Below are 12,438 nucleotides of genomic sequence, written 5' to 3'. Positions count from 1 at the left end.
ACCATGCCGCCGGTACGAACAGCGCTGATGTTCGGTCAAGTTTCGGCAATGGTTTTCATCTCCTGCTGGATTCGGCAGGAGATGGAAACGTTTGCACCGAGTGTGCCACCCCGGGCGCCGTGGTCACCGTCGTCGATGCGCCGCCCCGAGGGCGTCGCGCTCGGGCCGACGGCGGTCACGGGCGGCCGGCCACCAGGGCGGTGAGGACGCGTTTGGTCTTGTTCTCGGGGTTCTCCGAGACCACCACGCCCCGCTCCCGCACCGCCGATTCGAGCTTCTGCCGCTTGCGCGCGACCCGTTCCTCGAACTCGTCGGTCTTCTCGCCGTCCTTGGGTTTGACCCGGAGCGAGACCTCGAGGAAGTCCAGACCGTCGACCGACCACCGCTCCAGGTCGACCTTGAGGTCGGCGAGCGGGACGTCGTCGAACTTGGTCGAGTCGATCGGGCCCAGCGCGACAAGTCCGCTGACACGCACACCGCGTGCGCAGTCGCGGAGGAACTGCCGCTGCCGGGCGTCGAGTGGTGCGGCCGCATCGGCCCCGGGCGACACCGCGTCCAGGAGCGCCCCCTGCGGGTGACTGCTCGTCGCGGAGGCGGAGAGGACCCGATGGTCTCCCGACAGGTCCTCCTCGATCTTGTACTCGAACGACTCCTCGTCGAACGGGCGGGTGAACGGCTCGGCCAGCTGCTCCTTGGCGCACGGACGTAACTTGACGGTCAGCTCGTCCGGAGTGTCGCCGCTCCTGAGCCGCACGATCACCCCGCTCTCCAGCAGCGGCAATCGCCCGTCCGCGACCTCCTCGCGGCCCTCGGCGAACCAGATGAGCCGCTTCTGGGCGCCGTTCTGCGGCCCGCCCAGCGCCGACAGGGCAGCCGGGACGCCGCCGTCGACATTGACCTTGATCTCAACCGGAAGGATCATCGCACCGCTCCCGTCCTGCGTTGTCACGTACGGTGTTCCGCGGCACTCTGCCAAGGGCGCCACCCCTTCCGTACGCGCGCTGTGATTCTCGTGATTCTCGCACCGTGCGAATTGACACCCGGTGACGATGCCCACGCAATCACGACTGCGCCCAGTTCCAGGATATCCGCGCCACCCCGGACCGCAGTTCGGCGGACACCGCCCCGGCCGGGGCCAGAATCACCGGGGCGGCAAACGGTGGGCGGTGATCGGAGTACTTTTGCGGACGCGATCGCGCGGGGGGCGTACGGGGGTTGACGGCGCGTTCGTGGGCCGTCTACAGCTCTGCGTTCGCGAGATGGTCGGCGGTGCCGCCGCGCCACTCGACCAGAAAGAGGCTCGCGTCATCGGTGGTGGTCCCGCCCCGTTCCCGCATCAGGCTGTGGGAAAGGCTCCGCACCATCTCCTGCACGCCCCCGCCGGCGGGTCCGACGCGCTCGATGGTGGCGACGAGGCGTTCCTCGCCGAACTGTTCGCCGCCTGACTGGTGCTCCTCGACGACTCCGTCGGTGTAGAAGAGCACCCGGTCGCCGCGCCGGAGCTGTCGCGTGCTGATCTGCGGTGTGTCACCGCCGAAGCCGACCGGCAGCGTTCCGGGGCTCTCCAGGGCCTGGATGACCCGGTGGTCGCGGATCAGCAGGGGTGCCGGGTGGCCGGCGTTGACCCACTGCAGGTGGCCCGTGCCGATGTCCAGTTGCATCATCTGCGCCGTGACGAAGTGGTCGGGGCCGAACTGCTCGTCGATGGCGGCATCCATGAACGCATACAGCTCGGCGAGCCCGACATTGGCGCGTCTGGCATGCCGGTAGGCGCCCACGGCGACGGTCGCCAGTACGGCGGCGTTCAAGCCGTGGCCCATCGCGTCGATCATGGCCAGATGCAGGACGTCGTCGTTCAGGGCGTAGTCCAGGCTGTCGCCGGCGACGTTGTAGGCGGGTTCCAGGATTCCGGCGACCGCGACCTGCGGGGTGTTCATCGACAGCGGGGGCAGCAGTGACCACTGGATCTCCGCGGCCACGCTCATCGGTTCGCGACGCCGCGCCTGGAAGAACCGGTCCGTGTAGCCGTTCTTGGTGACCAGCATGTCGGCGGCCAGCCTTGCGAGACGCCGTAGCAGCCGACGGTCGTCGTCATCGACGCTGTCCAGGGTGACGGCCAGCACTCCGACCTCGTCACTGCCGTCCAGCAGTGGCAGGAACATCCGTATCCCGTCGGCCTGAGCGTGCTCGGCCGGGGTCGCACGGAGGAAGACCTCGCCGGCCCGGGAACCGTCGATGGGGGCGGGCTCTCCACCGGTGAGTCCCCTGCCCGGAAGCGGCACCAGCACGAGTTGGCCGTAGTCCTGAAGGAGGATCGCGACGTCCCGGCCACCGATCGCGCGTACCTCCTCCGCCACCAGCGGACCGATGAGCTGCGGCGGCATCTCGTGAGCCCGGTCCAGCAGCCGGCCCAGCAGTCGCTCACCGAAGCCTTCCGACCGGTCGGCCGCAGGAGTGCGGTTCTGTCGTGCGAAGTCCGCCATGTGTACCTCGGTTGCCGCAGCAGCCCTTCCTTCGGCCGGCTTCCCTGTCCTGCTCCACGCAGATGTGCGAGCGCCTCACCGGCGTCTTCTCCGTCTCAGCTTCGCACCGGCTCTCACCCGGCGACACCCGAGCGAGGCTGGATCCTGGCAGCGTCTGCCGTGGTTCCCGGCCTGCCTCGCGGACGCGAACGGACGCCACGGTATTCGTGCACCCGGCAGGCCCGAATTCCCGCTTTACCGGAGTAACCTGGACAGTGCCGGAGGAATTACCGGCAGGACGATCACGAGGAGGTAAATATATGCAGATCAGAGAAGCAGGAGCCCTGATTCTGCGGCTCGTGATCGCGAAATCCCAATCCGGACTTTCCGGTGGGAGATGACGGGACCACTTGGGCGTCGGGGGCGCAGGTACAAATCCTGTTGTTCGGATCAGCGTTAATGCAGGGCGTGGGCCGTTTTCACAGAGATGCGAAGGCGGCCTTTTTGTTGTTCCCGTCAACTGGCGGCCGCAGTGCGATCCGGGCATACGGACGGCGCCACCGCGCCGAGGCCCGAGCCGGGGCGCGGGCGGGTGGAATGGCCGATCCGCCGGACGCGTTTCCTCGTATGCCGACAGGGATGCATCGAAGGGGCGTGAGGACGTTGTCGCGTGCGACCGACGACACTGGGACCGAGTCGCTGGTGACGGCCTGCGGGCGGCGAATCGAGGTTCGCCGACTCCGCCTCGGCGCAGCCGGACTGCACCTCGGCCGGATCGCGTTGGCCGTCGGGCCCGAACGCGGCGGGACGTCGAGGATCTGGGCCGGGCTGAGCCCGGCCGAGGCGCGCGAACTCGCGCGGCTGCTGCTCGACCAGGCGGCACGTACGGAGAGCGCCGCATCGTCGTGAGCCGGGCGGGGCGCCGCCGAAGCCGCGCCCGGCCTGCGCGATTGCTCGACACCGGGCTCGCCCGGCACACGACCTCGCGCCGCACCGCTCGAAATCCCGCGGCCTCCCCTCGACTGCGCGTGAACGGAACGCCCGAAGCGGTGACACGGGGGATGCGGCCGCCAGCAAGGCGTGACGATCCCGCAGGCCGGCGTCAAGGTTTCATCAAGAGGGCTGTCCATGCCCCGCGAATTCTGCGATCCCAGGCGTATCCCGTTGCTAAGCGTGCATTGCGCAGGCTAAGCTCGCGTCACAGCCTATGAATCGAAGGAAGCGAAGCGTCATGGCCGAGGACACTCGGGTTATCGTCGGAGTCAGTGGATCACTCGGCAATCTGGCGGCCCTGCACCGCGCGATGGAGGAGGCCGTGCTCCGCGACGCCGTGCTCGTCCCGGTGATCACCTGGATGCCGGTCGGCGGCGAGCCCGCGTACCGGGCCCACCCGTGCCCGCCGCTGGCGAAGCTCTGGGCGCAGGCGGCCCGCGAGCGGCTCGACACCGCCTTCGAGCAGGCCTTCGGGGGATACCCGACCGGCATCCGCATCGAGCCGCTGGTGCTGCGGGCCGAGGCCGGCCGCGCCCTGGTGGAGGTCGCGGACCGCCCGGACGACCTCCTGGTGGTGGGCACCGGCCGGAGCGGCCGACTGTCGCGAATCCTGCGGCCCTCGGCGAGCCGCTACTGCCAGGCACACGCCGCCTGCACCGTGATCACGGTGCCCCCGTCCGAGCTGCTGAAGGACCTCCGCCACATAGCGCGCAGCGCTGATCTGCTGACCCTTGTCGCCGCCTGAGCTCCCGGCGCCATCGGCTGCCGCTGCCGGCTCTCACCTGCGGCGCCAATGGTTCGTCAAGATCGCCGGGCGGCCCGTCAGGGAGGCATCAGGACCGGCCGGATGCCGTACCGGCGGGCATAGCGTCAGCAGCGAGGAAACGGTTCGCCACCAGAGTCAACGGCTGGACGGCGGACCGGGCCGAATCCCAGCCCCGGCGGTTCCGTCGGGGCCGTTTCGGCGGCCAGTGAAAAACAGGGGTGGGGGCGCGCGGCGATTGCCCGAGGGTTCGTCGGGCCGATCGGTTGTCGTGGGGACGGGCTCGCCGGAGGTGGCGGGCTCACATCCGGTCGATCCGCGACCCAGGCCGCGCGCCCCCCGTCACCGAAACCTCGTGCCGCAGCCTCCCGCGGCTTGCCCTGCCTGCCCCGCCGGCCCCGCCCGGTCGTGCTGGGACACTCCGCGCCTGGTGCGCGACCTCACGGGCCTCTGAAGGGGGTCCGCCGCTCAGCGGGGCTCCAGCAGGGGGAAGATGATCTCGTAGGCCTGCTCGGTCCCGCCCCGCAGGAAGACCAGCCGGACGGTCAGTGCGCCGGCCTCCGGTGGCACGGTGGGTCGGCCGGAGATGCCGCCGTCGGTCCGCAGGCCATCGGGGCTGAGCCCGTGGGCGCCGCCGTAGTCGAGGTAGTGGCGGCCGCGGTCGTCGACGGCCTCCAGCCAGAGGAACAGGGGCGGTGCGTCGCGGGAGGCCGGGTGAAGATCACCCGGAAGGGGCGGGGTGACGGAGTAGGTGACGGTGAACCCCTCCGTGGTCCTCGTGAGGGCGTGGACGGTCAGCTCGTGCCGGTCGTCCAGGATCCGGACACGATGCCCGCCGCCGGTGGTGCCGTTCACGCTCATCGCTCCGTCTCCCCGTCCCTTCTGGTGCTGCCGGGCATCGGGGCCTGGCAGGAGATCTACCGGTCCGCCGCGGTGTCCGGGGTCCAACCCCTGCGGAACCAGGAGAGGGTGACCTTGTTGCCGCTCCGGACGGTGCCGCCCCCCCGCCGCCGATGAATTGGTGGCCGTTGAGGCTGCCGTGGAAGTTGTACCAGCCCGGCTCGGGGTGTGGGCCTTACGGTGGGTCGATCGCCCGGCCGTTGACGTAGGCGCACGGCACCGTCGTCACCGTCACCGTGACCGTCGCTCCCGGTGCGGACTTCGACGCCGGCGAGGCGGCGGGCGCACTGACCGCGGACCCGGGGCTCGGCGCTTCCGCTCCTCGCCCGCAGGGGCCTGCGCCGAACCGGGCGCGCCGCCCGAACGGGTGAATCTCGGAGACGTTCGTCGGCGAACCGTGGCTTGTGTCGGCCTGAGTCATAGGTTCCCCATCGTCACGTCGAGCCCGAGGCCGGCACTGAGGGATGGGAGTTCCTGCATGAGCATCAGCCGTCGGCACCTGCTTCACCGGGGAGCACAGGCGACCGCACTGACCGTAGCGGCCTCGCTGCCCGCGGGCCGCGCCGGTGCCGTCACCACGGGCGGGTCGTCCGGGGCGGTGCCGCCGCAGGATGCGGCCTGGCGGGAGCTGCGCCGTGCGCTGAGCCCGGGTGCGGGCCTGTACCGGCCGGGCAGCGCCGGCTTCGACCGGCTTGCCCTGCCCGACAACCTGCGCTACGCCGACGTGCTGCCCGCCGGCATCGTGGCGTGCGCGACCGAGGGCGACGTGCAGGCCGCCGTGCGGTGGGCCGCCGGGCACGGCATGCCGTTCGCGCCACGCTCGGGCGGCCACAACTACGCCGGCTACTCCACCACTCGCGGTCTGCTGATCAGCCTTCGCCGGATGAACAACGTCGCGGTACGGGGCACCCGGTTGGTGCTCGGCGGAGGGGCCACCAACTCCGACGTCTACTCGGCGAGGTCCGCGAACCTGTACTTCCCCGGCGGCCGCTGCCCGGGCGTCGGGGTGGCCGGCCTCACCCTCGGCGGCGGCCTCGGCTTCAACGACCGCAAGTGGGGACTGACCTGTGACCGGCTCGCCGAGACCAGGGTGGTGCTGGCGGACGGAACGCTGGTCCGGGCCGGCGAGGGGGAGAACTCCGACCTGTTCTGGGCCTGCCGCGGCGGCGCCGGCGGCAACTTCGGCATCAACACGGGGTTCACGTTCGACGCCGTACGGGTGGGGGAGCAGATCGCCACGGTCTTCGACCTGTCCTTCGACCTGAGCGTGGGCGTCGAGCTGCTGGACATGGTGCAGGACATCCTGGCGGCCGACGCGGCGAACGACTTCGACGTCCGGATCGGGTTCAAGAACGCCGGTGACGGCGGCGCCGGGGCCGTCGCGCTGCTCGGCCAGCGCCTCGGTGACGAGGACACGCTGCGCGGGCTGCTCGCCCCTCTGCTGGTACTCGGCCCGTCGAAGGAGTTCATCGAGCAGCGGCAGTTCTGGTCGGCCCAGGAGTACCTCATGGAGCAGCCCGGCGCGGGGACCGCCACCGCCTCCAAGTCCTTGGTGCCGGACCGCCGGCTGTGCGCCGGCACGGTGGAGGCCGTGATCGAGTGGGTGCGCGGCTGGCGTCCCGGTGTGCCGGGCAACGCGGGCTACGTGACGCTCTTCGCGATGGGCGGCAGCAGCGCCGGACCGGCGGCCGACGAGACCGCCTACCCCCACCGGGACGCGACCTTCGTCATCGACATCGGCACCCACTGGTCCCCGGACACGCCCGCCGGGGCGGTCGAGGACCTGCTGGCGCAGCTCCGCGCCATGCACCGTGTCCTGCGGCGCGAGCTGGAGACCTCGGCGGCGTACGTCAACTTCCCCGACCCCGACCTGTACGACTGGCAGCACGCCTACTACGGCGGCAACTACGACCGCCTGGTCCAGGTCAAGCGCGCCTACGACCCCACCGGGCTGTTCCGCTACGACCAGGCCGTCAGCACCGGCTGAGCCGGGGCAGGCGGGGAGATGAGGCCGGCTCCGGGCGGCACCGGCTCAGCGCCTCGACCCGGGCGCGGCCCGGCCGATGTCCCGCGGGAGTTCGAGGCCGAGGACGCGGTCCAGGCGCACGGAGGTCTCGAACCGGGCACCGGCCGGGCCTGAGCCTGCGGCGATCCGGTCCAGCTCGGCCAGGCCCGTCGCGGTGTCCAGGTCGTTCTCGAAGGCGGCGAACGCCCGGTGCGTCGGGTCGGCGAGCGAGGGGAGGGAGGGCTCCTGCGCCCAGTCGGCGACCAGCCGCCGCCAGCGGTCGAGCGTTCCCTGGGCGTCGGCGAGTGTCCGGCGGGTGAGGTCCACGGGCATCCGGTAGGGGTGGCGCAGCAGCGCGAGGCGGACGGCGAGCGGCTCCACCTCGATGCGCTCCAGGAAGCCGAGCGGCGGCTCGCCGGGGACCGGCGGCCGGGCGGGCGCCGTGGCGGTGAGGACGGCGTCGGCGGCCGGACGGCCGGCGTCGGTGCCGGGCGCGAGAAGGTGGACATCGGCCGGGGCGGTGGGACTGTCGGTGTCGGCCGGGTGGATGCCGATCAGGTCGGCGTCCCGGGCCAGCGCCTTGACCTGGGCCGGCGGCAGGTCGGGGTGTGCCCACACGAGGCTGATCTGGAGATCCCCGCCGAGCTCGCAGACACGGCGCAGCACGTCGGCGACCAGCAGGGCGCGCAGGTCCGCGAGGTCGAACGGGCGCTCCGGGCGTCCGAGGTGGACGGCGACGCGCAGCAGGCCGCGCCGGGCGGGGCGGATCTCGGCGGTGGTGCCGGTGCGGGTGTCGGTGAGACGCAAGGATTCCTCCCGAAACGGGGCGTGGTCATCGGACGCCGGGTCGGCCGGTCAGCGCGGCGAGTTCCTCGCCGAGGCCGTGGTGCAGGTCGCGCAGCAGCTCGGCGGGTGCTCTCCAGTGTCGCCCCGGCGGCCGCCGGCGGCCATGCCGAGGCTCTTGACAACTGTTCATGTTCCTGACAGCAGTAGCACTGCACCACTCCCACGAACGGCACCACACCCCGAAGGGAGCGATCAGCGCATGACCAAGCCTGAGAGCGCGGGATACGACTACGACGTCGTCATCAGCGGAGCCAGCCTCGCCGGCAGCGCCGCGGCGATCCTGCTCGCCCGACGCGGCGTCCGCGTCGCACTGCTGGAACGCCGCTCGGACCCCGAGGCGTACAAGGTGCTCTGCACCCACTCCATCACGGCCAACGCCTACCCGGTGCTGGACGAACTCGGCCTCGTCCCCGCTCTGGAGAAGGCGGGAGCCCTCCGCAACGAGGCCCGCTGGTACACCCGCTGGGGATGGATCGAGCCGAGGGCCGCGCCGGCGGGCCCCGAGCTGCCGTACGGGTACAACATTCGACGCAGCACCCTCGACCCGTTGATCAGGTCCCATGCGGCCAAGACTCCTGGCGTCGATCTGCTCCTCGGTCACCAGGTGACCGGGCTGGTCCGGGAAGGCGGGCGAATCCTGGGGGTGCGCGCGTCGACAGCACAGGGCGAGTGCGAGATCCGGGCCCGCCTGGTGGTCGGCGCCGATGGCAAGGACTCGGACATCGCGAAGTTCGCCGGGGTGCCTGCTCGGCTGTACGAGAACGCGCGGTTCGGCTATCTCGCGCACTTCCGCAATCTTCCCCTGCACGGCGGGATCGGTCAGACCTGGTTCCTAGAGCCCGACATGGCGTACACGTTTCCCAACGACGACGGGGTGACGGTCATCGCGGTGCTCCCGGACAAGAAACGGCTGCCGGCCTTCCGGGAGGACCTGGAGGGCAGCTTCCTCGAATTCGTCCGCGCCCTGCCCGAGGCACCGCCCATCGACTCCGCCGAGCGCATCACGAAGATCACCGGCACGGTCAACTACCCGCTCCACAGCCGCAGGCCGACCGCACCGGGCCTCGCGCTCATCGGCGACGCCGCCCTGACCGGCGACCCCCTGTGGGGAGTGGGATGCGGGTGGGCCCTGCAGTCCGCGCAATGGTTGGCGGAGGCGGTGGCCCCGGCCGCAACCGGTCGGGGCGACCTCGACAGGTCGCTCGCGGTGTACGCGAGCAGGCACCGGCGCCGGCTGCGTGGTCACCAGTATCTGGCCGCCGACTTCGCCAACGCCCGTCCGTTCAACCCCATGGAGCGGCTGATGTTCTCGGCGGCGGCGCGCGATGCGTCGCTGGCGCGGCACATGCATCTGTTCGCATCCCGCCTGATCGGTCCGCTGCGCTTCCTGAACCCCGTGGCACTGGCCAAGGCTCTGGTCGTCAACATCAGGCATCGCGGGGCGGCTGTGCCACCCGCGCACCTGTCACACACAGGGTCATGACCGGTTCCCTCCCGACTCCACTCGCTCTCGGCAGCTTCCTCGGAAAGGAACCCGCTGCAACCCGGTCAGCATCGTCATGCACCGCCTGACCTGCTCGCGCTCCAGCCTGCCCTCGCCCCACGGATCGGATGGGTAAATCACGATTGACCGGATTGAAGGCCCGAGAACCGGAAAGGCGCAGCATGTCCTCCGCACAGGCGGAGGACATCTCGGCGGGGGGAGCGAAAACGGAGGTCATCGTGATCGTCCTCGGAGTCATCCTCCTCGTCATCGGATTTGTCGCCGGTATCTCCATTCTGTGGACCATCGGCCTCATCCTGGTCCTCATCGGTCTCGTCCTGTGGATCATGGGTGCGGTGGGCCACGAGGTCGGTGGCCGTCGCCACTACTGGTAGACCGGTCAACGACCCGCGCGAGGCCCGGTGGCAGCGGCGTCCACGTCGAGGCGCCACAGCTCGCCGTCGACACGGTGGCAGGAGTCTCGGCCACCCGCCCGCACAGTCCGGGGCGGGGCCAGGGGCACCTTGAGAACGATCATCTGCCACAGGGCCTGGTAGGTAGTTCGGGAGCGAGTCCCTGGTGGGCGGTCGGTAGGGCTGTGGGCGAGGTGCGGCCCGGGCGGCGGCCGGGCCCGGGCGCTGCAGGTCGGCATTGCCGGGGGGGGCGATCGCCGATCAGCACGTTCGTGCGAAGGCCTATGTCGCCCGGCTCGAAACCGGGCGTCTCAAACCCCGGAGTCGCAGCGGAGGTCAGTCGCGTTCGGACCGTCTGCCACACGCAAGCCGATCCGCTGGACGGGGACTCGGTGCGTCAGGGACGCGAGGCGTTCCGGGTGCCACCCGGAACGTCCCCCGGTGGATCGTCGTCGGGCCCCGCGGGAAGCTGCGGTCGGGTGGTCGGCGCCCGGTCAGGGCTCGCTCCGCTGACTTGTGCTCCGGTGTCGGCGGTGTCGTGGCCCGGGTGGGTCTGGGTGAGGACGTCGAGGAGAACGGCGACGCTCAGGCCGTTTTCGGCCGGGTGCCGCAGCAGGGTATCGGCGGCGACGCTGTAGTGGTTGCGGCGCCCGGAGCGGGTGTGGGTGAGGTAGCCGTCCCGTTCGAGGTCGGCGACGATGGCCTGAACCGCGCGCTCGGTCAGCCGGCAGATGGCCGCGACGTCGCGCAGGCGGACGCCGGGGTCGCGGGCGATGGCGGCCAGGACCCGGGCGTGGTTGGTGACGAACGTCCAGTTCGCTCTCGCTCGCTCGCCCGCAGGCTCTTCGTTGCCCATAGCCCCATCGTAAGAGCCGGTGTTCCCGTTTCGCCAGGAACGAATTGCGGTTCGCGTATCAGTTGACGTGAGAATCGATGCGTATCAATCTGGAGGTGTCATCCCCGCCCGAGAGCAGGAGGAAGACCATGCCCGCTGATTTGCCCGTGCCCCGGACCGCCGCTGCGACGTCCTTCACGGCGGGGCCGAATCCGACCGACGGGCCCGTGTGTGCCGGTCTGCGGCTGGCCGGCGACCTGGTCCTCGAGCTGTCCACCGACTCGGGCCGGGCTCGGGCCGCGGTCCGAGGCCAGATCGACTTCGACGTCGCCGACCATCTGCAGCGCGTCCTCGCCCGTGCTCTGAACGCCAGCGACACCGGCCTCGACATCGACCTGTCCGCCGTCACCTTCTGCGACAGCGCCGGGCTCAACATGCTGCTACGCCTGCGCCGCAGCGCCCACGCCGCGGACCGCACCCTCGCCCTCACCGCAGTCAGCTCCCAGGTGGAGCGCCTGTTCGCGATCACCGAAGCCACCGCTCTCTTCACCTTCCGGCCTGCCGCCGGCGACCACCCGTAGGGCGAGATCCCACGGCCATGACCACGATCCTCGAGACCCCATGGACCACCGGGCCCCCACGACGACACCACCGGACGTTAGCACCCACCGTTCCCGCGGCCACCGGCGCCTGCAGCTGCGCCTGCCGGCGGCACGCCCGCCGTCACCGCCCGCTCGCAACCCGCCTGGCAGGCGCACGGGTACGCCGGGGTAGCACCGCCGGTCTGACCTCCGACCTCCTGGTCACCACCTGGCCGTCGAGCGGCTGCTCCGCCGGACGACCGGACACCAGGCCGGTTCGGCCGCCGGAGAAGGGCTGTCCGGGCGCGGTCCCCGAGGGGAGCGGCCGGCCCGGCGGCCTGGGCGCGCGTTAGGGCCGGCAACGCCCGGGTATGCGCGAGCGAGCAAGGGGAGGACGGATTACGGTGCGACCGAATCGAAGGGATTTGCGCCATGTTGTTGCTCGGACTCTTGCTGATGGCCGCGGCCGGCGCCTTCACCGGTCTGTTGATCGCGGACAACCTCTCCGGCGGACCGGACTACCAAGTGGTCATGCTGGGTAACGACCTGGTGACCATGAACAGCCTGGGCATCTTCCTGTCCGGCGTGGCGCTCGCGCTGCTGTTCTGCCTCGGTCTGGCCCTGATCGGCCTCTCCCGGCGGGCCCGCCGCTCTGAGAGGCTCGGCGCCCACCGCAGGGGACACCCGGACACGTACCCGGAGCCGGTGGCAAGCACCGCGCCGGTGCGGCCCGTCGAGCAGCCGCCGGAGCCCGTCGAGCAGTCGCCGGAGCCCACGGGGCCCGCTGCCCCGACCGCCCGGGAGGCGGCCGCGCCCGAGCAGACGGCTGCCGAGCAGGACAGCGGTGCCACCACCCCAGGGCCGGCCGCGCCCGAGCGCCGCAGCCGGATCTGGCACCCCCTCGGGCACTGAGGGCGTTGAGGCCGCCGAGGGCGCTGAGGGCAGGACCGTGGCACCCGCCTCTCTCAAGGTCATGTGGTGGGTGGCGGTCGCCGTGCTGGTGATCTGGCTGCTGGGCTTCGTCGCCCGCGGGACGGGCGCTTCGGGAAGCCGCGGCCGCTGGTACCGCTGGTAGCCGCGTCGGGGGGGGGGGGGGGGGGGGGGGGGGGGGGGGGGAGGAGGGGGGGGGGGGGGGGGGGGAGGAGGGAGGGGGGGGG

Annotated in this window: 12 protein-coding genes and 1 pseudogene; 8 read left to right on the top strand and 5 right to left on the bottom strand. The window is 71.3% G+C overall.

Annotated elements, in window-relative coordinates; genetic code table 11:
- Positions 1-175: 175 nt before the first annotated feature.
- Complete coding sequence (locus ACZ6NC_RS33720) at positions 176-922, bottom strand: hypothetical protein (RefSeq protein ID WP_465737665.1); 747 nt, start codon at positions 920-922, stop codon at positions 176-178.
- A gap of 316 nt (positions 923-1,238) precedes the next feature.
- On the bottom strand, positions 1,239-2,483 hold the full coding sequence (locus ACZ6NC_RS33715; protein ID WP_465737664.1) for a PP2C family protein-serine/threonine phosphatase: 1,245 nt from the start codon (positions 2,481-2,483) through the stop codon (positions 1,239-1,241).
- A 642-nt stretch (positions 2,484-3,125) separates the two neighbouring features.
- On the opposite strand from ACZ6NC_RS33715, the gene ACZ6NC_RS33710 reads away from it, so the two are divergent.
- On the top strand, positions 3,126-3,371 hold the full coding sequence (locus ACZ6NC_RS33710) for a hypothetical protein (protein ID WP_465737663.1): 246 nt from the start codon (positions 3,126-3,128) through the stop codon (positions 3,369-3,371).
- Positions 3,372-3,693: 322 nt separating this feature from the next.
- Entirely contained in the window at positions 3,694-4,200 is a 507-nt protein-coding gene (locus tag ACZ6NC_RS33705; protein ID WP_465737662.1) for a universal stress protein, read from the top strand.
- Positions 4,201-4,686: 486 nt separating this feature from the next.
- Here ACZ6NC_RS33705 and ACZ6NC_RS33700 read toward each other — a convergent pair whose 3' ends face one another.
- Positions 4,687-5,079: a hypothetical protein gene (locus ACZ6NC_RS33700; RefSeq protein WP_465737661.1), complete on the bottom strand. Its 393-nt coding sequence runs from the start codon at positions 5,077-5,079 to the stop codon at positions 4,687-4,689.
- A gap of 517 nt (positions 5,080-5,596) precedes the next feature.
- Here ACZ6NC_RS33700 and ACZ6NC_RS33695 point away from each other — a divergent pair.
- Complete coding sequence (locus tag ACZ6NC_RS33695) at positions 5,597-7,105, top strand: FAD-binding oxidoreductase (protein WP_465737660.1); 1,509 nt, start codon at positions 5,597-5,599, stop codon at positions 7,103-7,105.
- Positions 7,106-7,150: 45 nt separating this feature from the next.
- Here the strand turns inward: ACZ6NC_RS33695 and ACZ6NC_RS33690 are convergent, their stop codons facing one another.
- A complete protein-coding gene (locus ACZ6NC_RS33690; RefSeq protein WP_465737659.1) occupies positions 7,151-7,930 on the bottom strand; it encodes a hypothetical protein in 780 nt (259 codons plus the stop codon).
- A 238-nt stretch (positions 7,931-8,168) separates the two neighbouring features.
- Between ACZ6NC_RS33690 and ACZ6NC_RS33685 the strand changes: the two genes are divergently transcribed.
- Entirely contained in the window at positions 8,169-9,452 is a 1,284-nt protein-coding gene (locus tag ACZ6NC_RS33685; RefSeq protein ID WP_465737658.1) for an NAD(P)/FAD-dependent oxidoreductase, read from the top strand.
- Positions 9,453-9,691: 239 nt separating this feature from the next.
- A complete protein-coding gene (locus ACZ6NC_RS33680) occupies positions 9,692-9,847 on the top strand; it encodes a DUF6131 family protein (RefSeq protein ID WP_465737683.1) in 156 nt (51 codons plus the stop codon).
- Between the two features lie 415 nt (positions 9,848-10,262).
- Here ACZ6NC_RS33680 and ACZ6NC_RS33675 read toward each other — a convergent pair whose 3' ends face one another.
- Positions 10,263-10,721, bottom strand: a complete 459-nt coding sequence (locus tag ACZ6NC_RS33675) for a helix-turn-helix transcriptional regulator (RefSeq protein ID WP_465737657.1) — start codon at positions 10,719-10,721, stop codon at positions 10,263-10,265.
- Positions 10,722-10,927: 206 nt separating this feature from the next.
- Here ACZ6NC_RS33675 and ACZ6NC_RS33670 point away from each other — a divergent pair, with 206 nt between their 5' ends.
- The 3 genes and pseudogenes from ACZ6NC_RS33670 to ACZ6NC_RS33660 form a co-directional block, all read left to right on the top strand.
- Positions 10,928-11,281, top strand: coding sequence for an STAS domain-containing protein (locus ACZ6NC_RS33670; protein ID WP_465737656.1), 354 nt, complete (start codon positions 10,928-10,930; stop codon positions 11,279-11,281).
- Between the two features lie 432 nt (positions 11,282-11,713).
- Positions 11,714-12,193 (top strand): hypothetical protein, encoded by a 480-nt coding sequence (locus ACZ6NC_RS33665; RefSeq protein WP_465737655.1) that lies wholly within the window; start codon positions 11,714-11,716, stop codon positions 12,191-12,193.
- 49 nt (positions 12,194-12,242) lie between these two features.
- Positions 12,243-12,356, top strand: a pseudogene (locus tag ACZ6NC_RS33660) (hydrophobic protein); the annotation flags it as partial.
- Positions 12,357-12,438: the final 82 nt, after the last annotated feature.

It is taken from the genome of Kitasatospora sp. NPDC041988 (assembly GCF_055588525.1).
The sequence above is the reverse complement of the archived record's forward strand: the minus strand, read 5'-3'. Positions and strand labels throughout refer to the sequence as shown.

Coding starts and splice junctions, on each gene's coding strand:
- ACZ6NC_RS33720 (WP_465737665.1), bottom strand. CDS start 922: ATGATCCTTCCGGTTGAGATCAAGGTCAATGTCGACGGCGGCGTCCCG.
- ACZ6NC_RS33715 (WP_465737664.1), bottom strand. CDS start 2,483: ATGGCGGACTTCGCACGACAGAACCGCACTCCTGCGGCCGACCGGTCG.
- ACZ6NC_RS33705 (WP_465737662.1), top strand. CDS start 3,694: ATGGCCGAGGACACTCGGGTTATCGTCGGAGTCAGTGGATCACTCGGC.
- ACZ6NC_RS33700 (WP_465737661.1), bottom strand. CDS start 5,079: ATGAGCGTGAACGGCACCACCGGCGGCGGGCATCGTGTCCGGATCCTG.
- ACZ6NC_RS33695 (WP_465737660.1), top strand. CDS start 5,597: ATGAGCATCAGCCGTCGGCACCTGCTTCACCGGGGAGCACAGGCGACC.
- ACZ6NC_RS33685 (WP_465737658.1), top strand. CDS start 8,169: ATGACCAAGCCTGAGAGCGCGGGATACGACTACGACGTCGTCATCAGC.
- ACZ6NC_RS33675 (WP_465737657.1), bottom strand. CDS start 10,721: ATGGGCAACGAAGAGCCTGCGGGCGAGCGAGCGAGAGCGAACTGGACG.
- ACZ6NC_RS33665 (WP_465737655.1), top strand. CDS start 11,714: ATGTTGTTGCTCGGACTCTTGCTGATGGCCGCGGCCGGCGCCTTCACC.